The organism is Rheinheimera hassiensis (assembly GCF_022436675.1).
In the GTDB taxonomy this organism is placed as follows: domain Bacteria; phylum Pseudomonadota; class Gammaproteobacteria; order Enterobacterales; family Alteromonadaceae; genus Alishewanella; species Alishewanella hassiensis.
Genome location: NZ_JAKUJZ010000007.1, coordinates 257,867 through 279,234 on the forward strand (window position 1 = coordinate 257,867; position 21,368 = coordinate 279,234).

General features: G+C 49.3%; 16 protein-coding genes. 3 read left to right on the top strand and 13 right to left on the bottom strand.

What is annotated here, in order from left to right; genetic code table 11:
* Window positions 1-24: 24 nt before the first annotated feature.
* Both MJX74_RS16565 and MJX74_RS16570 read right to left on the bottom strand, forming a co-directional pair.
* Window positions 25-1,362 (bottom strand): NAD(P)/FAD-dependent oxidoreductase, encoded by a 1,338-nt coding sequence (locus MJX74_RS16565; RefSeq protein ID WP_240224136.1) that lies wholly within the window; start codon window positions 1,360-1,362, stop codon window positions 25-27.
* Window positions 1,363-1,376: 14 nt separating this feature from the next.
* Window positions 1,377-1,943, bottom strand: a complete 567-nt coding sequence (locus MJX74_RS16570) for a GNAT family N-acetyltransferase (RefSeq protein WP_240224138.1) — start codon at window positions 1,941-1,943, stop codon at window positions 1,377-1,379.
* A gap of 219 nt (window positions 1,944-2,162) precedes the next feature.
* Between MJX74_RS16570 and MJX74_RS16575 the strand changes: the two genes are divergently transcribed.
* A complete protein-coding gene (locus MJX74_RS16575) occupies window positions 2,163-4,739 on the top strand; it encodes a TonB-dependent receptor plug domain-containing protein (RefSeq protein ID WP_240224140.1) in 2,577 nt (858 codons plus the stop codon).
* 79 nt (window positions 4,740-4,818) lie between these two features.
* Here MJX74_RS16575 and ydiJ read toward each other — a convergent pair whose 3' ends face one another.
* From ydiJ to ribA, 3 genes are all read right to left on the bottom strand, one after another.
* A complete protein-coding gene (gene ydiJ, locus MJX74_RS16580; protein WP_240224142.1) occupies window positions 4,819-7,857 on the bottom strand; it encodes a D-2-hydroxyglutarate dehydrogenase YdiJ in 3,039 nt (1,012 codons plus the stop codon).
* Between the two features lie 80 nt (window positions 7,858-7,937).
* Entirely contained in the window at window positions 7,938-8,405 is a 468-nt protein-coding gene (locus MJX74_RS16585) for a YehS family protein (protein WP_240224144.1), read from the bottom strand.
* A 93-nt stretch (window positions 8,406-8,498) separates the two neighbouring features.
* A complete protein-coding gene (gene ribA / locus MJX74_RS16590; RefSeq protein WP_240224146.1) occupies window positions 8,499-9,080 on the bottom strand; it encodes a GTP cyclohydrolase II in 582 nt (193 codons plus the stop codon).
* A 296-nt stretch (window positions 9,081-9,376) separates the two neighbouring features.
* On the opposite strand from ribA, the gene MJX74_RS16595 reads away from it, so the two are divergent.
* Entirely contained in the window at window positions 9,377-11,224 is a 1,848-nt protein-coding gene (locus MJX74_RS16595) for an ABC transporter ATP-binding protein (RefSeq protein ID WP_240224148.1), read from the top strand.
* A 103-nt stretch (window positions 11,225-11,327) separates the two neighbouring features.
* On the opposite strand, the gene MJX74_RS16600 is transcribed toward MJX74_RS16595, so the two are convergent.
* From MJX74_RS16600 to ppsA, 7 genes are all read right to left on the bottom strand, one after another.
* Complete coding sequence (locus MJX74_RS16600; RefSeq protein WP_240224150.1) at window positions 11,328-12,056, bottom strand: carbonic anhydrase; 729 nt, start codon at window positions 12,054-12,056, stop codon at window positions 11,328-11,330.
* Between the two features lie 65 nt (window positions 12,057-12,121).
* Window positions 12,122-13,165, bottom strand: coding sequence for a sensor histidine kinase (locus tag MJX74_RS16605; protein ID WP_240224153.1), 1,044 nt, complete (start codon window positions 13,163-13,165; stop codon window positions 12,122-12,124).
* A complete protein-coding gene (locus tag MJX74_RS16610) occupies window positions 13,162-13,863 on the bottom strand; it encodes a response regulator transcription factor (RefSeq protein WP_240224252.1) in 702 nt (233 codons plus the stop codon). The genes MJX74_RS16605 and MJX74_RS16610 overlap by 4 nt, the downstream gene beginning before the upstream one ends.
* Before the next feature lie 137 nt (window positions 13,864-14,000).
* Entirely contained in the window at window positions 14,001-14,348 is a 348-nt protein-coding gene (locus tag MJX74_RS16615; protein WP_240224155.1) for a BON domain-containing protein, read from the bottom strand.
* A 170-nt stretch (window positions 14,349-14,518) separates the two neighbouring features.
* On the bottom strand, window positions 14,519-16,036 hold the full coding sequence (locus MJX74_RS16620; RefSeq protein ID WP_240224157.1) for an alanine/glycine:cation symporter family protein: 1,518 nt from the start codon (window positions 16,034-16,036) through the stop codon (window positions 14,519-14,521).
* Between the two features lie 82 nt (window positions 16,037-16,118).
* Window positions 16,119-16,805: a glutathione S-transferase gene (locus tag MJX74_RS16625; RefSeq protein ID WP_240224159.1), complete on the bottom strand. Its 687-nt coding sequence runs from the start codon at window positions 16,803-16,805 to the stop codon at window positions 16,119-16,121.
* Between the two features lie 144 nt (window positions 16,806-16,949).
* Window positions 16,950-19,340, bottom strand: a complete 2,391-nt coding sequence (ppsA, locus tag MJX74_RS16630; RefSeq protein WP_240224161.1) for a phosphoenolpyruvate synthase — start codon at window positions 19,338-19,340, stop codon at window positions 16,950-16,952.
* A gap of 137 nt (window positions 19,341-19,477) precedes the next feature.
* Between ppsA and ppsR the strand changes: the two genes are divergently transcribed.
* On the top strand, window positions 19,478-20,287 hold the full coding sequence (gene ppsR / locus MJX74_RS16635) for a posphoenolpyruvate synthetase regulatory kinase/phosphorylase PpsR (RefSeq protein WP_240224163.1): 810 nt from the start codon (window positions 19,478-19,480) through the stop codon (window positions 20,285-20,287).
* Here ppsR and MJX74_RS16640 read toward each other — a convergent pair.
* Entirely contained in the window at window positions 20,284-21,351 is a 1,068-nt protein-coding gene (locus MJX74_RS16640) for a 2-dehydropantoate 2-reductase (protein WP_240224165.1), read from the bottom strand. The genes ppsR and MJX74_RS16640 overlap by 4 nt on opposite strands.
* Window positions 21,352-21,368 lie beyond the last annotated feature (17 nt).

Sequence of the window (21,368 nt, forward strand, 5' to 3'; positions counted from 1 at the left end):
AGCCGGGCTTTTTATTGCGGATTATTACAGAAAACGATCTTTAAAACGGCCCCACTGATAGTAACCCTGCTGGCCAAGCCGCCTGAACGCCGGTAACGGAAATGGCGCCAACCGGCTTTGATAGATCGGCAACGGCGGTACAGCAACACCTGAGGCCTGTTCTGCCAGCCGGACACCGGCCAGGGTGCTGAACGACACTCCACTACCGCAATAACCGGCAGCGTAAAACAGCCCGGGTTCAGCTTCACATACCCGCGGTAAGTCGTCATAGGACACTGCCACCCACCCGCTCCAGTGGTAGTCACAACGTAAATCGGCCAACATCGGAAAACAGGTTTTTAATGCCGCCAACAGACGAGCCGGGTACACGGCTTTTTCGGCATCTTTGCCGTACACCGCACTGCGCCCGCCAAATAAAATGCGGTTATCCGGTAATTTACGGTAGTAGTATTTCAACGCCCGTGTATCCATCACCAGCTGCGTATGCTGTAAACCGCTTTGCTCAAGTTGTGCCTGCGTGAGCGCTTGAGTAACAATAATACTGCTGAGCACAGGCAAACAGGCGCGGTTTAACGCCGGATACAGGCCTTTGGGTGTATAGCCATTAGTGGCCAGCACCAGGTGTTTACAGCGCACTCTGGCGCCCGGAGTTTGCAGTAAAAAACCGCCATCCGCTGTTCGCTGCCAATTTTGCAACGGTGAGCCGGTGTAAAGCTTAACCCCGCTTTGTTGCACCATGGCCGCATAGCCCTGCGCCAAAGCCAACGGGTTTACACCAAAACAATCAGGGAATTTAATCGCACCATAGGCTTGCGTATTGTGCATGTAGTCGCGCTTTAGCTGCTGTGCCGACAGATACGCGGCCTGATAACCAAACTGACGTTGTAAAAAAGCTGCCTGGTCTGGCAGATCTGCCGCCATGGCGGCGTTATGCGCTACTTTTAAATACCCTTCCGGCTGGCTGTCACAGCGGATATTACCAGCCGATATCATCCGCTTAACCTGTGTAATAGCCTCGCCATATTCCTGATGAAATAAGCCAGCGCACTCTGCGCCAAAACGCTGTGTCAGTTGCGCCAGCCCCAGCCGCCCGGTGCCACGCAGCACAAAACCGGCATTGCGCCCGCTACAGCCCCAGCCGGTCTGATGCGCTTCTAATACTATAACTTCGCGGTTAAAACGCTTTGCCAACTGATAGGCGCAGCTTAGGCCGGTATAACCGGCGCCAACTACCACAACGTCAGTACTTTGATCCGCTGTAATTGCTTTAGTACTACCGCTGTTTTGTACTTGTGCAGCCCAGTAAGAAGACGGATAAACCGCCCCCTGCCCAATATCATGCTCAACCAGCGGATCATACATAGCGCACTCCTGAGCTAGCCGGCACTAAAGGTTAATACCATTTCTGCTGCACTACAGTTACACAATGCACCGCATATTGGGCAATAGTAACCTGCCGTTTCAGACAAATGCCGCCAGCGCTGTGGGTGAACTTTTACTAAAACGGCCCCGGCATAGCTAAAATAACGCTGTGCAGCATTACCCGGGCTTTCACGCCAGATATGCGCCAGTCCGGCTGTTGCCCCCTGGCGGCGAAGTGCGGCAACAGAGGTGTTCAGCAAAGCTGACGCAACGCCTTTGCCTCGCTGTTCCTCGCTTACGCCCACCGATTTAAAATATGCCATCTTTGCCGCTTTAACCGGCCACAGCGCTTCGCTGCACCACTTATCCGGCTGCCACTGCCCGGCAGCAAAACTCAAACGGTAGCCCACAACCTGCTGTTGTGCATTCAGCGCAACAAAACTGGCATTAACGTCTTTTACTATCCCTTGCTGATGCATTGCAGTCAGACTGGCGTGGTTAAGGTAATTATCGCCATGAATAGTATTGGCCAGGCTGACGACTGCGGGGAAAAAAGCCGGGGTAAGTTCGCTGATCTGCACGTTGCTGTCCAAACAAAAAAGGTAGTGCAGTTTATAAATCAGGCAACCGGTTAGCTGCAATCTATTTTTATTCCTGCAAACGAATGCAATTACCGATTAGAGCGACGAAATAACATAAATATGCGATAGACAACCAGCAAATTATCCAATAAGGTTAATAGGACGCAACAAAAACAACATAAGCGTCTGGTAGATAGAAAAATAATCCAGGAAAAGACTATGAAAACCCATAACGACTATCATCCGGTTGCCCGCGCAGTTAAATTTGCACTGGCAGCATCACTTTCTTTTGGTATCACCTCAACCGCAGCGCTGGCACAGGACACGCCATCCACTGGCGCCGCAGAAAAGTCGATTGAGAAAATTGCCGTTGTCGGCAGCCGTTCTGCACCGCGTTCTATAGGCGACTCGCCGGTGCCGGTAGATATTATTGGCGGTGAAGAACTGAATAAAAACGGCAATTCAGACATGCTGAATCTGATCAGCACAACAGTGCCGTCTTTAAACGTACATGCCCAGCCTATCAGCGATGCGGCTTCGCTGATCCGACCTATCAACCTGCGGGGGTTATCGTCCGACAGTACGCTGGTGCTGCTAAATGGTAAACGCCGGCATCGCTCTTCGGTTATTTCATTTCTGGGCGGCGGTATAAACGATGGCGCTCAGGGGCCTGATTTATCTGTTATCCCAGGCATTGCCATGAAACAGGTAGAAGTATTACGTGATGGTGCAGCAGCCCAGTACGGCTCTGACGCCATTGCAGGTGTTATTAACTTCGTACTGAAAGACGCAGCTGAGGGTGGCACTATTGAGGTTAAGCGCGGCGAGTATTATGCCGGTGATGGCGCCTCAACTGAAGTGGCTGCCAACGTGGGCATGCCGCTAACCAAAGACGGCTTTGTTAACGTTAGTATGCAGTACAAAAATGTTGATGCCACCAGCCGCAGCGTGCAACGGGGTGATGCTCAGGGCCTGATAGACGCAGGCAATACCTTTGTAGCTAACCCGGTGCAGGTATGGGGAGCGCCTGAAATTAACGACGATATTACGTTGTTTGCCAATGCTGGCCTTGATTTAGGCAACGGTGGCGAAGCCTATATGTTTGGTAACTACTCTGAACGTGATGTGCGCGGTGGCTTTTATTACCGTAACCCTACCAATCGGCCGCAGGTATTTTCTAATGACGACGGCGAATCTTTATTAGTAGTTGATTTAACCGACGTGGGTAACGGTGGTGTTGGCGGTTGTCAAAACATTGCGTTAAGTGGGTTGGACTATCAGCAAATTGATGCTGCTGTACAGGCATTGCCGGATAACTGTTTTACTTTTTTCTCGATGTTCCCCGGCGGTTTTACCCCTAACTTTGGTGGCAATATTACTGATACTTCACTTGCTATAGGCACTAAAGGTGAGTTTAAAAACGGTTTTGCCAGTGGCATCATGTACGATTTCAGCGGTGTTGTTGGCCGCAGTGAATCCACATTTCAGTTATTTAACTCGGTCAACGCGTCTTTAGGCCCGGAAACCCCTACTGATTTTGAAGCTGGCCGGTATATCCAACTGGAAAAAACCTTCAGCGCTGACTTTGTAAAGTTTGTCCCTGCTGGTTTATATGAAGACTTAACAGTAGCTTTTGGTACTCAGTGGACTGAAGAAAGCTTTGAAATTGTCGCCGGTGAACAGGCATCCTGGGAAATTGGCCCTTATGTCGATCAGGGGCTGAGTAACGGCTCTAACGGTTTCCCCGGCTTTCAGCCACAAACGGCCGGTATCTCCACCAGACGTAACTATGCGGCGTACGTTGATGTTGAAGCCGAGTTTACCGAAAAACTGTTAGGTGCGGTGGCACTGCGGTTTGAAGACTATGACTCTTTTGGCACCACCACTAACTATAAATTGACCGGCCAATACCGCATTAGTGACGATTGGGCACTGCGGGCCTCAACCAGTACCGGCTTTCGTGCCCCTACTGTTGGTCAGGCTAACGTAAGCAATGTACGTACTGAAGCTAATCAGGGCGTATTGGTAGATATCGGCGTTTTACCCCCCACTAACCCGGTTGCACAGTTAAAAGGTGCCACCGAGTTAGAACCGGAAGAATCAACCAGTTATGCGTTTGGTTTGGTTTACACCGGGTATGACTTCTTTGTTACTGCCGATTATTACCGTATCGAGGTAGAAGATCGTATCAGCCAGTCTGCTGCTATTCCGGTTACGCCTGAGGATATCGCCGAGCTAAAAGCCGCCGGTGTGCGTGGTATTGATTCATTAACCAGCATTACTTACCTGACAAACGATTTCGACACTCGTACCCAAGGTATTGATATTGTGGCTAACTACGCTACGGATCTGTACGGTGGCCGTAGCAGTTTTGCCCTGGCCTATAACTGGAATGATACCGAAGTTACCCGCTTTACCGATATTACCGGCGAGTTTCGCGTATCACGGCTGGAAGATGACTTACCCAAGCATCGTGCAACCTTTACCTGGACGCAAAGCTGGGATGACTGGTCAGCTTTCCTGCGTACTAACTATTACGGTACTTACCAGGGCGTACATGCGGATGATCCAAGCCGTACCACTAACGCGAGCTGGAAAGTAACCTTGGATGCTGAAGTCAGTTACTACATCAACGATAGTTTTATTGTCTCTGCCGGTGCGCAAAACTTACTGGATAATGATCCGGAAGAATTGCCAGATGCCTGGAAAGCTGAGCTGGGCGGCAAGTACTATGAAACCTCGCCGATGGGCATTAACGGCGGCTACTGGTACTTAAAAGGTACTTATAAGTTCTGATAATCAGCGCTTAACAGCTGCAAAATAAAAAATCCGCTTCGGCGGATTTTTTATTTTAAGTTTCGCGGATTAAAAACGGTTATAACGCTGCCAACAATGCCTGTAGCGGATGTTTGGGCTTATCGCCAACCAGCCGTTTTACCTGGCTGCGACAGGAAAAGCCGGTAACCAAAATTTGATCTGTACCAAATTGCTCAACCGGTGCGCGCCAGCTCATATCAAACAAAGCTTTGCTGTTATCCAGATTTTGCGCTTCATGGCCATAAGTACCGGCCATGCCGCAGCAGCCCACGCTCACCGGCTTTAAGCTTAGTCCTGCGCTGCTAAATATTTGCTGCCAGGCTTTTTCTGTCGCTGGTAAGGCGGTTTTCTCCGTGCAATGCGCCAGTAAAGCAAACTCAGCAGTTTTACTTACTTTTGGTAAGCTTTGCTGTACCAGCCATTCATGCAGTAATTGCACGTTAAAATCACCGCGCTTATCACCCAGGGCTTTGTTGTACTCGTCGCGATACACCAGTACTAATGACGCATCCAGCCCCAGCATCGGTAAGCCCAGTTGTTGCAGCTGGTTTAAAAACTGTGCCGCAGTGGCCGCAGTTTTGGCAAATTCGCGTAAAAAGCCTTTTACATGCTGCGGCTTACCATTGGGTAAAAACGGCAGTAATACCGGGTTAAAACCAAGCTTTTGCAGTAAATTTAACGCATCAGCTACCAGCTCTGCTTCATAAAAGCTGGTAAAAGGGTCTTGCACCAGCAATACCGTGCGCGCGAGCACCTCGGCAGGTAATTGCTGTAATGCCACTAAATCGAAACGATACTGCTCACCAATCTGCTGCGCCAACGTGGGCACCGATAGCAACGGCGTATCGACATAGCCGACGGTCTTTTCAAGCAGCGTGGCAGTAATGCTGCGTTTTAGTACAAAGTTAACCAGTGTCGGCGCTTTGGCTAATAACGGCGCTGTACGCTCTATATTGCCGACGATATAATCTTTCGCCGGGCGTAAATAACGGCTGTGGTACAGCTGTAAAAACCGCGCGCGAAACGACGGTACATCGACTTTTATCGGGCACTGGCCGGCGCAGGCTTTACAGGCCAGACAACCTTCCATAGCGTCCATCACCTCGTGCGAAAAATCTCCTTCGCCCTGACGCTTTGCCAGCGTATTTTTTATACGCTGCCATAAACCATTGATACCGGATGATTTATTTAGTAACTGCTGCTCTTTTGCCAGTACATCCAGACCTTGCAATTCGGTTAGGCGTAACCATTCACGCATTAAACCGGCCCGGCCCTTAGGGCTGTGGCGCCTGTCTTTGGTGACTTTGCTCGACGGGCACATCGGCGAGTTTTCTTCGTAATTAAAACACAGGCCATTGCCATTACAGTTTAAGCTGCTGTCAAAGCTGTCTTTCACCGCTACCGGAATTTGCCGGTCAAAGTAAGCCCGCTTTACACCATCTACCGACACTAAGCTGTCGGCACTGTTAAACGGCGTGCAAATTTTACCGGGGTTTACTCTGTTGCGTGGGTCAAAAGCCGCTTTAATTTTACGCAGTTCATTAAACAGCTCGTCACCAAAAAACGCCGGGCCATACTCACTGCGATAACCTTTACCATGCTCGCCCCACATCAGGCCGCCGTACTTGGCTGTTAGCGTCACTACCTGATCGGAAATGGTGCGCAGTAATTGCTCCTGCTGTGGGTCGCATAAATCCAGCGCAGGGCGCACATGCAATACACCGGCATCAACATGGCCAAACATGCCATATTGCAGGCCGTGGCTGTCGAGCAGTGCGCGAAATTCCATAATAAAATCGGCCAGATTCTCCGGTGGCACGGCAGTGTCTTCAGTAAAAGGAATGGGCTTTTGCCGGCCTTTAGCATTACCCAGCAGCCCGACGGCCTTTTTGCGCATGGCGTAAATATTGCCAATAGCGGCGTTATCATAGGTAAGCTGGTAGCCAATAATGCCATCGGTTTTATCTGCTATTGCGCCGTCCAGCCGTGCCGTTAGTGCAGCAATTTTTTGCTCTATCTCTGTTTGGTTTTCACTGTTGTATTCCACCATATTCAGCCCTTGCATCTCAATGCCGGGCACATCGGTGATTAAGTCTTTTACCTGGTGCCAGATAATATCGGCGCGGGCTAAATTCAGTACTTTGCTGTCAACGGTTTCAACTGATGTCGCTTCAGCCGCAACCAGAAACGGAGCGTTACGCAGCGCGCTTGCAAAACTGTCGTATTTAACATTAACCAGACATTTGTATTTGGCAATCGGCGTAATATTCAGTTTAGCTTCTGTTACAAAACCAAGTGAGCCTTCAGAGCCGGTGATAATGCGCGATAAATCAAACTCGGTTAAATCGTCATTAAACACATGCTCTAAATCATAACCGGTTAAAAAGCGGTTTAACCGTGGGAATTTGGCTAAAATTTGTGGCCGGAAAGTACGGCAGCTATCCAGCACCTGCTGGTAAATACGGCCAATGCTGTTTGGCATCTGGGCACGATGCTCGGCTTCAAAGGTCGCCATTTTGTGGGTATTTAATATATTGCCATCTATCAGCACCGTTTTTAACGCTAACACGTGATCGCTGGTTTTACCGTACACTAATGAGCCTTGCCCTGAGGCATCGGTATTTACCATGCCGCCGATAGTGGCGCGATTTGAGGTGGATAAATCCGGTGCAAAGAAAAAGCCGTAAGGTTTTAAAAACACGTTCAGCTGATCTTTAATTACTCCGGCCTGCACCCGCACCCAGCGCTGCTCGACGTTAATCTCCAGAATGTTGCGCATATGGCGCGATAAATCGACCACCACATGCTCAGTAAGTGCCTGGCCATTAGTGCCGGTACCACCGCCGCGCGGGCTAAATTTAATATGCGAGAAACTGGACGTTTGCGCCAATGACGTAAGAATAACCAGATCGTCGGTGCTTTTGGGTAGCAACACGGCCTGTGGTAACGCCTGATACACGCTGTTATCAGTAGCAACGGCTAAACGGCTGCCATAACTGGTTTCGATATCGCCGTTATAGCCAGCGGCAACTAAGGCTTTGCTGAAAGCAACAATGCTGGCATCCAGCGCGAGTTCGGGATTAAGCTTTGGGATCATAACTGCAGACACTCGGCAATAAGTGCCTGCAGTATAACATTAACTTGATGGCAGATTTAACTGCAATTGCGCGGTAAAAACTAACTGACTGCCGGACGTATTTTCTGCTGCAAGCCGCGTAAGAAATAACGCAGAACCTGCTCCTGGCAGGCACGGTAGTGTTTATGATCCGGGCGGCGGAAAAACGCACTGAGTTCATGCTTGCTTAAACGGAACTCTGCACCCTCTAATAAGGCTAAAATGTCATCGTCTTTTAAATCAAAGGCAATTTTGAGTTTACGCAAAATAATATTGTAATTCAGCTTAGTTTCCGGCTCTGGAATAACGTCGTCTTTGGCACCGCGACGCTGAATAATCACGCCATTAAGAAACCCGGCCAGCAATACGTCGCTAATTAAGGCAAAATCTTCACTTTCGTCAGACTCCAGCCAGGCCATCACCTGCTCTTTCGTCACTGTGACATTGGTTAAGGCAAAAATGGCAATCATGCCGTGGTTAGGTGCATTTAGCGTGTAACGCAGGCTGCGCAGTACGTCGTTGTTGGTCAAGATAATATCCTGTAGCAAAAGTCTGATGAAAAACGGCGGCTATAATACCACAGCCGCCGTTAAATCCGTATTTTGCTGCAATAGCACTACAGCTTAAGGTAAATGCCCCAACTTGCTGGCTTTGGTGGCCAGATAGCGGTGGCTGTGCGCCGAGGTTTTTACCCGGTGCTGTACTCTTTCTAATATGTTAACACCGGCATCGGTTAACGCTTTAAGCTTACGTGGATTATTGGTAAGCAGGCGTATTTGCCCAATACCCAGCTGTTCAAACATTTGCGCCGCTATATCGTACTCACGCATATCGGGTAAAAAACCCAGAATTTCATTGGCTTCTACCGTGTCTAGCCCTTTGTCCTGCTCAGCATAAGCGCGAATTTTATTGATAAGGCCAATGCCCCGGCCTTCCTGGCGTAAATACAAAATGCAGCCGCGGCCCAGATCAGCAATTTTACGCATCGCAGCTTCTAACTGCGGGCCACAATCGCAGCGCAGGCTAAACAGCGCATCTCCGGTTAAACACTCCGAATGCACCCGCGCCAGTACAGGCTCGTCTGTTGTGACATCGCCCAGCGTTAATGCGACATGCTCTTTACCATTAGGTGCTTCAAAACCATGCAGGCGAAATTCAGCAAAAGGGGTGGGTAACAGTGTTGAGGTTACAAGTTTTAGTTTCATCATGACTTCTCAGATAACGGCCGCACTTAATACAGCACAAGCTTTATTGGCTAAAGCGCAAGCTTTCATTGGGCCTTAATTGGGCCATAGTGCCGTTAATTCAAGTAGACCCAAAGCCGGTATTATAGCAGCGTTCGCTGTCACATAAGCAGATAAATTGTGATAATATCACAAAGCAATACGGCGAAATGTGTCCACGACTAACACCGTTAAAAACCGGTGAATTGCCGCAGCAGCCATGCAATTTTTATTAAACAGGTTACAATAGCCGCTGTTTTTACTACTGGTTATTCTTCATGCTACGCTTTTTTGAACGCCTTACCAAACCCTTTCCAGCAGCCGAGCCAGGCCAACCGCCACGTGGCTTACTGGCTTTTTGTCGTCACTATACCAAGGGCATGGAAACATCGTTGTTATTTATGTCTTTATCTTCAGCCATTTTAGCCGTACTGGAAGTGTCGCTGTTTAGCTTTATGGGCCAGTTAGTTGACTGGCTGGTAGCTAATGATCCGGAAAACTTTTTTACTGACGAGCGCGCTACGCTGATTTGGATGGCGCTGGTAACCCTGGTGTTACTGCCGTTAATGACTTTTATTCACTCAGCAATAGTGCATCAAACTTTATTGGGTAATTACCCGATGTCGATCCGCTGGCTGGCCCACCGTTATTTATTGCGCCAGAGTGTCAGTTTTTATCAGAATGACTTTGCCGGCCGTATTGCAACCAAGGTTATGCAAACGGCGCTGTCGGTGCGGGAGACAGTAATGAAGTTGTTGGATGTGATGGTATATGTGCTGGTGTATTTCAGCGCGATGCTGTTTTTTGTTGCTGATGCCGATGTACGCTTAATAGCCCCAATGCTGATTTGGTTAGTGTTTTACATCGCGCTGCAGTTTTATTTTGTACCACGCTTGAAACGCGTCTCCACTGCGCAGGCGGACGCCCGTTCAGAAATGACCGGCCGTATTGTTGACAGCTATACCAATATTGCCACCATTAAGTTGTTTTCTCATACTAACCGCGAAGAAAGCTATGCCAAAAACAGCATGGATGTCTTCCTACAGCCGGTATACCAGCAAATGCGCCTTGCCACCGGGTTAAGTGTGTCGGTGCAAACCCTTAACTACTTGTTGGTATTTAGTGTGGCGGCATTGTCGCTATATTTGTGGGCGGGCAGTGCTATTACAGTGGGCGCTATTGCGATAGCGATCAGCCTGGCGCTGCGTTTAAACGGTATGGCACAGTGGATTATGTGGGAAGTTAGCGCCCTGTTTGAAAATATCGGAACTGTTGCCGATGGTATCGCCACCTTATCGCGGCCGATTGAAGTAAAAGATGCCGAAAATGCCGCTAAGCTAACCGTGCCGCAGGGCCAGATTGAATTTCAGCAGGTTAGTTTTAATTATGGCAAAGCCCCAACCGAAGACGGTAAAGCCGCGATACTACAACAACTGAACCTGAGCATAAAACCGGGCGAAAAGGTCGGTTTAGTTGGCCGCTCCGGCGCCGGTAAATCCACGCTGGTAAACCTGTTGCTGCGTTTTTATGATATCGAGAGCGGTAAAATCCTCATAGATGGCCAGGACATCAGCCAGGTAAGCCAGGAAAGCCTGCGTCAGCATATCGCCATGGTAACGCAGGATACTTCCCTGCTGCACCGCTCAGTACGTGAAAATATTGCTTATGGCAAACCAGATGCCAGCGAAGCTGAATTACAGTTAGCCGCAGAACAAGCCGAAGCCAGTGATTTTATCCGTGATCTAACTGATCCTAAAGGTAACAGTGGTTTTGATGCCCAGGTCGGTGAGCGTGGCGTTAAATTGTCCGGCGGTCAGCGCCAGCGTATCGCTATCGCTCGTGTACTGTTGAAAAACGCGCCAATTTTAATTCTGGATGAAGCTACCTCTGCACTGGATTCAGAAGTGGAAGCCGCGATTCAGGCCAGTTTAAATACACTGATGGATGGTAAAACTGTTATTGCTATAGCTCACCGTTTATCTACCATCGCGCAGATGGACCGGCTTATTGTGCTGGATCAGGGCAATATCGTCGAGCAAGGCAGCCACAGTGAGCTGATTGCCAGCGGCGGTATATACGCTCAGCTGTGGGCGCATCAAACCGGTGGTTTTATTGGTGTGGAATAAAGCAAGGCGTTAAGCCATTCTTCCCCCCCCCAATGTAGAAAAACGCCGACAATTAGTCGGCGTTTATATTTGATAGATGCGGGACAGCATTTTTACCACAATGTTACTGCAACACTACCCTGTCATTAACAGGCTGCACCGGCCGATTATTGTGATGATGCATCACATGCAAAAACTGCGTGATCTGCTCTGGTGCAGCAAACACCGGTTGTTTCATTACCAGCCAGCGCACCCCTTCCGAACAAGGAGGTGTGGTAAGCGAGCCCTCAAAACGGTAGTAAGCATGATTCTCCGGCAAAATATCCAGCGCCGAAATATCTGCCGTCATTGGCAGCGTTTCACCCAGTTGCGGCATCTGCGCCCAGGCTTTGCCCAGCACATTGTTAGTGGCGCCTTGGGTAAACATAACGGCAACAACGGCTAAATGCCCTGCTTTGTCAGCATGCACTAAATGGCCTTCCATCGGAAAAGATTCGCCATTAATCAGGTTTTCACTGGGTACATGAAAATGAAATTGCTTTAATTCAAACTCAATACCATCAACAGTAATAGTGTTACCCGGTAGCATGTTTACCTGTACGGTATGGCCGTTATTAATAATGCTTGCACTTCCACTGGTATAGCTAAATTTAATCGGCTCCAACTTGCCATCAACGAAGCTGCTAAGGTTGATTGGCGATTGATGACTACCCGAGCAGCTACTGTATTCCGGGCTAAGTTTTACCCATTGCTCAGGTCCGGTGTCGCCGCTATAGTCCCAGGCGGCGCCCTCACCTGCGCATGCAATGCCTGACGTCAAAAAGATACCCATTGCAAGTAAAGTACGTTTCATGTGTTTCCTCTTAACAAGCTGATAAACCAGAGCAACAACATAAACCAGCCAGCGTTAAGATTGCGTTAAGACGATAAGATTACAGCCTGCGGCGGAAAATTCAGCACAAAGCGGGTACCACCTGTGGCCGGAGTTTCAAGTTGTATGTCCCAACCGATATGTTCAACCACGCGTTTAACAATAGATAAACCCAGCCCCATACCTTCATGCGCCGGGTTATCGTCACCATGCACAAAGCGTTCAAACAGCCGCGCGCGAACTACAGCAGAAATGCCTACACCGCTATCCTCTACTATCAATTGTCCGGCGCGAAGCTGAACCAGAATATAACCCTGCTCAGTATGGCGACACGCATTACGCAGCAGGTTGCCGATAACAATTGCCGCCAGTTCGGGGTGTACTTTGGCCAATACCGGCGCCTGCCATTGTAGTTTGCATTGCACGGTTTTGCCGTACAGCAACGGCTGACACTGCTCCAGCTCAGACTCAACAACAGCATTTAGCGCTGTATCGGGGGCCTCGCTGCCTTCAGCCCTCGCCAGCAACAGTAAAGCACTGATGCGCTTTGCAGTTTCAGCGGCCACCCGCCGGATACGCTCTGCGCTGGTGTATTGTGCCGACTGTGCAGGTAATTGCACGGTAAGCACCTCTGCCGCACCTAATATTACCGTTAGTGGTGTACGTAATTCATGGCTGACATCGGCAGTAAACATTTGTTCGCGCTGTAAAAATTGTTGCAACTCGTTGGTTCTTTTGGCAAAAGCCCGTGCCAGTACACCTATTTCATCTTGGGCAAAACGTGATGGCAACTCAGTTACCGCTGCATTGCGGTTAACCGCGTCGGCCAGCGCCGCAACCGGCGCAATAACACGACGCACGCTCCAAACTCCCAGCCCTGCAGCTAATATCACACTGACGACAAATCCCACAGCCAAAGAGAGTAAAATCACCAGTTCAGTTTCTTCCAGCCCCCCCGGAGCGTCGACAATCTGATCTTCAATAATTTTTATCGAAATATAGCTAACCAGGCTAAAAGCCCCGGCAACCACAACAGCCAGCAGAATATAGGTCAAAGTGAGATGGTGTTTGAGCGAGAGTCTGGGTTTCATTGCGGCCCTTCATTACGCTCTTCATTGCAAAGCATCAGGCGGTAGCCGATGCCAGGCAGCGTTAATAACACCGGGTAAGAAAATGGTTTGTCCAGTACCCGCCGTAGCGTATGAATGTGGGTACGCAGCGCATCGCTATCGGGCGGTTCATCACCCCACACCTGACGCTCTAATGCCTCACGTGTTATAAGCTTTGGCGCTACACGCATCAGCGCGCTGAGGATACAGTATCCTGTGGGTGTCAGATCCAACGTTTGCCCGGCGCGGCTAATACGGCCAATACCGGCATCAAGTTGCAGCTCACCGAACACCAGCACCGATTGCACATGCTCATTGCGTGCGCGGCGCACCAGAGCTTTTAGCCGTGCGTCCAGCTCGGCCAGAGAGTATGGCTTTACCAGGTAGTCATCAGCGCCCGCCGCAAAGCCTGTTACTTTGTCTTGCTCGGTGTCACGCGCAGTTAGCATCAGGATTGGCATTGTCAGTTGATATTGTTGGCGTAACTGGCGGCATACTTCGATACCATCCATAGCCGGTAGCGACAGATCCAGCACTATAGCGTCGTGCGCAGATGTCGTCGCAGCTAATACACCCGCCTTACCACTTCGCGCTACATCCAGCTTATAGCCCAAGGGTTCCAGGTAGCTGTACAAATTAGCGATAATATCGGCATTATCTTCAATAATTAATAAATGCATCAAATCTGTCCACCGGGCCGCGATGGCCGCTTATAGGTAACAGAAAGTGTATCCTAAGGCAGCTTTTTAACAAAGCGGCTAAGGTGAGCCGCCGGTTTTAGCTCTAAGGCGGGCTAAAACCGGTTTGATGCAGGTTATTATTTCACTTCCAGCTGATTATTAACCGAATGCACACCTGAGGTTGCTGCGGCAATTATCTCAGCTTGTTCGCGCTGTGCCTGAGTTTCAACCTGGCCCCAAAGCTTGACATCACCTTTGCGGGTTTCTATCTGGATATCTAAATGCTGCAACTGTGGATCTGCCATCAGGGCAGTATTAACCGCAGTGCTGATATTAACATCGTCACCACTGCCGTCTTCGGTTGTTACGCTAATATCCGGCGCACCGGTTTGAGCATTAACATTGCCGCGCTCACAGCTACTAAGCAGCAAACTGCCGGCCAGCACTACACCAGCGGTAACAAAGGTACGTTTTATTACTTGCATCATTAGCTCCTTCACGCTGCGAAAGTGCAGAGTCAAAACCATCATGGCGTAACAACAGTCCGGTATCTGTGCGCTAGCAGACATAGCGTGTGTGCCGCTTGTTAATCCGGCAGATAAAAAAGCCCGGCACTTAGGCCGGGCTGCTATTAGGTTTTACCGATTCGGTTAACTTATTTCTGCTCTTGCTGCTGTTTAGCCAGCCGCTTTTCCCAGAACGTCGCGTTTTTGATACCCAGTTTTACCGGGTCAAAGCTAATGGGGCCACAAGCCTTTTTCTGCTCTTCAAAATCGCGCAGGCAACGCATAGTAGGCTTATACATTAAGAATATTACCAGAATACCAACCACATTAACCCAAGCCATTAAGCCGACGCCTATATCACCGATATTCCAGATATAGCCTGCACTGTTTACCGTGCCATAAGCCACCATAAACATCAGCAACAGCTTAAACACGATATTGGGTAGCTTGTTATTAAACACCCGGTTTAAATAAGCCACGTTAGTTTCAGTAATGTAGTAGTACGCCAAAATGGTGGTAAAAGCGAAGAAGAAAATAGCTAAGCCGGCAAACACCTGGCCGAACTGACCAAACACACTTAACAACGCCATTTGCGTAAAGGCCGGTGAAGCTACTTCGGTGGCAGCATCAACGTTCTGCAGGATCATGGTGCCAACACCAGTGGCGGCATTAAAGTTCTCGGTTTGAATATTGTACTGCTGCGTAATTAAAATCATTAATGCTGTAGCGGTGCAAACAAACAGGGTATCAATATACACAGAAAACGCCTGCACTAAACCTTGCTGTGATGGATGGTCTACTTCAGCCGCAGCTGCTGCGTGCGGGCCGGTGCCCTGGCCTGCTTCATTCGAGTAAATACCCCGTTTTACGCCCCAGCCAATGGCAGCACCAAAACCAGCCTGCGCACTAAAGGCATCGGTGAATATCATGCCAAACACGCCTGGCACTTTGTCCAGGTTAAGAAATACTACGATCAGTGCCAGCACAATGTAGCCAAGCGCCATAAAGGGCACAACAATCTGGGTAAAGTGGGCAATACGCTTAATACCGCCGAAAATAATAAACGCCAGCACGATAAGGATCACTGCCAGCGCAATCAGCTTATGGGTACCCACTTCTCCAAAACTGGTAACCACCATATTACCGTCGCCAAAAACCTGTGTTACAGCATTGCCCACAGCATTGGCCTGCACCCCCGGTAAGAAGATACCGCAGCCAATAATGGCCGAAATAGCAAACAAAATACCCAACCAGCGCCAACCAAGGCAACGCTCAAAATAGTAAGCCGGGCCACCGCGATACTGGCCGTTTTCTTCAACTTTATAAATTTGTCCCAGCGTAGATTCAACATAGGCCGTGCTGGCGCCTAAAAATGCGACAACCCACATCCAGAACACCGCACCAGGGCCACCAAAGCCAATAGCGGCGGCCACACCGGCAATATTACCTACACCAACCCGGCCAGATAACGACACGGCCAGAGCCTGAAATGACGAGATACCTTTGTCTGATTCAGTATTGTTCAGCAGCAGTTTGCACATTTCTTTAAAATGGCGAACCTGAGCAAACCGGGTCAGTATTGAGTAAAATAAGCCAGCGCCAAGACACAAATAAATCAGCGCCGGGCTCCAGATAATGCCGTTTAGCGCACTAATAAAGCCTTCCATTTCCCTTCCTTATAATTATTTTTAAGCACATTTTGTTATACGCCGCTTAATTTGCCACAGCAAAACCAGAATTGCTACGCCGTTAGCTGGTTTGCCGCTGATCTGCGATAATTTGCCCGGCAGCGGCGATTTCATCATCATGCGCCTGATCAACCCAAGGCTCTGCTAACGCCTGCTTGTACCAATCCTGCATTGCCGGTAACGCTAACAAGTGTTGCAGATAGCTGGTGGCGACTTTACTAAACGGCAAACCATAGCTTTGCATACGAAATGCCACCGGCGCAAAAAACGCATCTGCAGCACAAAACGCTTTACCGGCTAAAAATGGCCCGCCAAAATGCCGGATCCCCTGCTCAAATAATTCGCTTAAGCGGTCAATGTCCAGCAAAAGAGCCGGCGTTACCTGATGCAACTTTACCCGGTGACCACAGCTCATGCCGCAAGTATTGCGCAGTGTACTAAAGCCAGAGTGCATTTCTGCCGCAGCGCAGCGGGCGAATGCCCGGGCTTTTACATCTTTTGGCCATACGGTCGGGTATGTTTCATACAGATATTCAGCAATGGCCAGCGAATCCCATACCACGATGTCTTTTTGCACTAAACATGGCACTTTGCCAGAAGGTGAAAAAGTGCGGAATTTTTCAAAGTTGCCCTGCTGACTAAAAGGCACCAATTGTTCAATAAACGGAATATTCAGCTGGTGCATTAACACCCAGGGCCGCAATGACCAGGAAGAATAATTTTTATTGGCAATATAGAGTTCACGCATCATTGGATCCTTCGTGGGGTTAAGCTATTTACTATGTGCTGAAGTGATACAAATCACAATCAGCTTTTGTATCAAAGTGATGCCATACCGTGCAGCAGGCATAAAAAAGCCCCTGTTTAGGGGCTTCGTCTGCGAAAAAACAGATTATTGTTTACCGTGTTGTGAGCCATACTTCTCGGCCAGATATAGCCAGGTTTCCAGCACGGTATCCGGGTTCAGCGATACACTGTCGATGCCCTGCTGCATTAACCAGGCAGCAAAGTCTTCATGATCAGACGGGCCCTGGCCACAAATACCAATGTATTTCCCTTTGGCTTTACAGGTTTTAATGGCCATTTCCAGCAATTTGTAAATCGCCGGGTTACGCTCGTCAAACAAGTGAGCTATCAGGCCGCTGTCTCTGTCCAGCCCCAGAGTTAACTGGGTTAGGTCGTTCGAACCAATTGAGAAACCATCGAAGTATTCTAAAAACTCCTCTGCCAGCAAGGCGTTAGAGGGAAGCTCGCACATCATAATCACGCGTAGACCGTTGTCGCCACGTTTTAAACCGTGCTCTGCCAATAAATCAATTACGCTGCTGGCTTCGCCCAGGGTGCGTACAAACGGGATCATCACCTCTACATTGGTAAAGCCCATCACATTGCGTACCCGTTTTAATGCCTCTACTTCTAAGGCAAAGCAATCGCGGAAATCTTTAGAGATATAGCGCGAGGCGCCACGAAAGCCGATCATCGGGTTTTCTTCGTGCGGTTCATACTGGCGTCCACCAACTAAGTTAGCGTATTCGTTTGATTTAAAATCAGACATCCGCACTATCACTTTTTGCGGCGCAAAAGCACAGGCTAAAGTGGCAATGCCTTCAGTCAGCTTGGCAATGTAAAATTCGACCGGGTCGGCATAACCGGCAATCATCTCACTGATGGTTGCTTTAAGCTCGGGGGTCTGCGCATCAAAATTCAGCAATGCCTTAGGGTGCACGCCAATCATACGGTTAATAATAAACTCCAGCCGTGCCAGACCAATACCGGCGTGCGGCAACTTGGCAAACGAGAATGCCCGCTCAGGATTGCCGACGTTCATCATTATTTTCAAATCCAGCTTTGGCATTTGATCAACGCGGCTGCTGACGACTTTATATTCCAGTTTACCGTCATAGATAAAGCCGGTATCGCCTTCGGCACAAGATACGGTAACCTGCTGACCGGTTTTAATTTTTGCCGTAGCATCGCCACACCCCACTACTGCCGGAATACCCAGCTCGCGGGCAATAATGGCCGCATGGCAGGTACGGCCACCGCGATTGGTAACAATAGCCGACGCCCGCTTCATGATCGGCTCCCAGTCCGGATCGGTCATGTCAGTTACTAACACATCGCCCGGCTGAATTTGGTCCATCTGCTCTATGCCTTTAAGCACCTTAGCAGTACCGGCGCCAATACGCTGACCGATAGCACGGCCCTCGACCAACACCGGCGCTTTCGCCAATAGTTGGAAGCGTTCCATGCTGTTGCTGTCTTCGCGGCTTTTTACCGTTTCCGGCCGCGCCTGCACGATATACAACTTGCCGTCGTTACCATCTTTGGCCCACTCAATATCCATCGCGCGGCCATAGTGCTTAGCAATAATAACGGCTTGTTTGGCCAGCTCTTCTACTTCGGCATCAGTTAACGAGAACTGCCGGCTGCGCTGTGGTTCAATATCCACCACCTTAACCTGCTTGCCATGGCCTTGCTCGCCGGAGTAAATCATCTCGACTTTCTTACTGCCTAAATTGCGTTTTACCACCGCCGGCCGGCCGGCCGCCAGTGTCGGTTTGTGCACATAGAATTCGTCCGGGTTAACGGCGCCTTGCACTACCATTTCACCTAAGCCGTAAGAAGAAGTAATAAACACCACTTCTTTAAAGCCCGACTCAGTATCAATGCTGAACATGACGCCTGATGAGGCTAAATCAGAGCGCACCATTTTCTGTACGCCAGCTGATAACGCCACACCACGGTGGTCATAGCCCTGATGCACACGATAAGAAATGGCGCGGTCGTTAAATAACGAGGCAAACACATGTTTAATAGCAATGATCACGGCATCATAGCCGCGCACGTTTAAGAAGGTTTCCTGCTGGCCGGCAAAAGACGCATCAGGCATATCTTCGGCGGTTGCTGATGAACGTACGGCAAAAGACACATCCTGCGCTGCGTCCGGGTGCAGTTGTTGGTAAGCCTGGCGAATGGCCTGCTCTAACTCCGGTTGAAACGGTGTATCGATAACCCATTGGCGTATTTGGGCACCAGCTTTAGCCAGTGCAGTTACATCGTCGACATCCAGGCCGTCGAGCAGTTGATAAATGCGCTCATTAACGCCGCTTTGTTCAAGAAATTGGTTAAAAGCGTAGGCTGTGGTAGCAAAGCCACCCGGTACCTGTACCCCGGCATTAGCCAGATTACTGATCATTTCACCCAGTGAGGCATTTTTGCCCCCCACCCGGTTTACATCGTGCATTCCCAGGTTTTCATACCAAATCACAAATTCTTGCACAGTTCGTCTCCAATTTTTGTCGTATGGCGTGTAAGCTTACATCCAGCATTACAGGGCCAGACGATTTTACACTGGCGTCAGGGCTAATTAAAACCTTAATTTCAATGTAATTTTATAACAACAAAACGGAGTTTTCGGTGCGTACAGCCTTTTATATTTCAGATGGAACCGCCATTACCGCAGAAGTGTTTGGCCACGCCTTACTTACTCTTTTTCCTGCACAATTTGAGCATGTTACCATCCCGTTTGTTGAAACTGCCGATATGGCGGAGCAGGTAAAACAGCGTATTAACGATCGTTATAAAACAACGGGGCAACGGCCATTAATCTTTCAAACCTTTGTTGATGACCGGTTACGGCAGATTATTAACAGCAGTAATGGCGTCTGTTATGACTTCCTCAATACCTTTGTCGAGCCAATCCAGCGCGAGCTTGGCGTGGCACCGGTGCCAAAAACCCACCGAACTCACAGTATCCATGAACAAAGTTATGATTTCCGTATTGATGCGGTTAATTTTGCCCTGGCCAATGATGATGGTTCTAACCTGAAAAATTTTGATCAGGCCGACATTATTCTGGTGGGCGTAAGCCGCTCAGGCAAAACCCCGACCAGCCTGTACCTGGCACTGCAATACGGTATTAAAGCGGCAAACTACCCGTTTGTGGAGGAGGATATGCAGCAACTACATTTGCCCGAGGTGTTAAAGCGTAACAAGAGTAAGCTGTTTGGCTTAACCATTACCGCAGAGCGCTTAAGCCAAATTCGCGAGCAGCGCCGTGCCAATAGCCGCTATGCGTCACTGCGTCAGTGCCAGCTGGAGCTGGCCGAGGTAGAAAACTTATATCAGCGCGAACAAATCCCGTTCTTAAACTCCACACACCTGTCGATTGAAGAAATATCAGCGAAAATTATCGCCAAGACCGGGCTTAAACGGCATAAATATTAACTGTGCCGCCCAACCTGCTGCAGCATTTCATGGATCGAAAGCGGCTCAGCTTCGCCGCTTTCCAGCCGTTTTATTTGCTCAACCAGTAAGGTATTCACCGGCGTGGGTAGCTGAAAAAGCTGGCCCATCCGCACCACTGCACCATTTAAAAACATGATTTCTGTGCGCTTTTTCGCCTGAATATCGTCCCACATTGACGAGCGCGCTTGTTCATCCATCGCCAGCATCTTAGCGGCAATGCGGCGGAACAATATGGTCGGCAAACGTAATAACCAGGGCAGCATAGCGTTAGGCAATCTGGTGTACGGCACCGGCCGGATTTTTGCTTTACTGCATATCGCCAACCATTCCTGCATGGCCATTGCAAGTAGCAAACGGCAGTCTGTGTCCAACAGCTGCTGTTTCAGCGGGACATTACTGATCGCATTTAGTGCGTTGTTAAGGTTAAGCAACAGTTTACCGTATTCGGCAGCCGTAATATCTGTGGTCAGTTGCACCGGTAACTGCAAATGATTAAACACGCTAATGACGTAATTTACCGCTGTATGCTGGCTTTGCTGCCAGACAATGTTACCCGCGGTGGCGCGATGAAACTGACCAGCGCGGTTTTTTACTACGTTAAACGGCACTATGGCGCGCAATACCGGATTAGCCAAATCCTGAGTTAACATTTCACCAATGCCAATACCGTTTTGCATTGCGACCACCGGTACTTCAGGGCGTAAAAAACGTTTTAGCTGGGTCAGCATCGGCACTAATGCGGGGGCTTTTACTGTCAGTAGCACCACATCGCACTCAATAAGGCTGTTAAGTGAGCTATAAAATGCGACGGGCTGGGCAAAATAGGCCTGATGATCACAGGAGGTGGCGCTTAAACCATTAGCGGCCAGTTCCAGTGCCATGGTTTCGCGACCGAAAAATTTAACATCCAGCGCACTGTCCTGGCATAAGTAAGCACCAAGATAGCAGCCCACACTGCCTGCCCCCACTATGCCGATACAATAACGCTGGCCAGCAGTAGAATACTGGCCAGCGTCATCCTGAGCTTGTTGTCCTGATAACACTTACGCTCCTTTGAGCG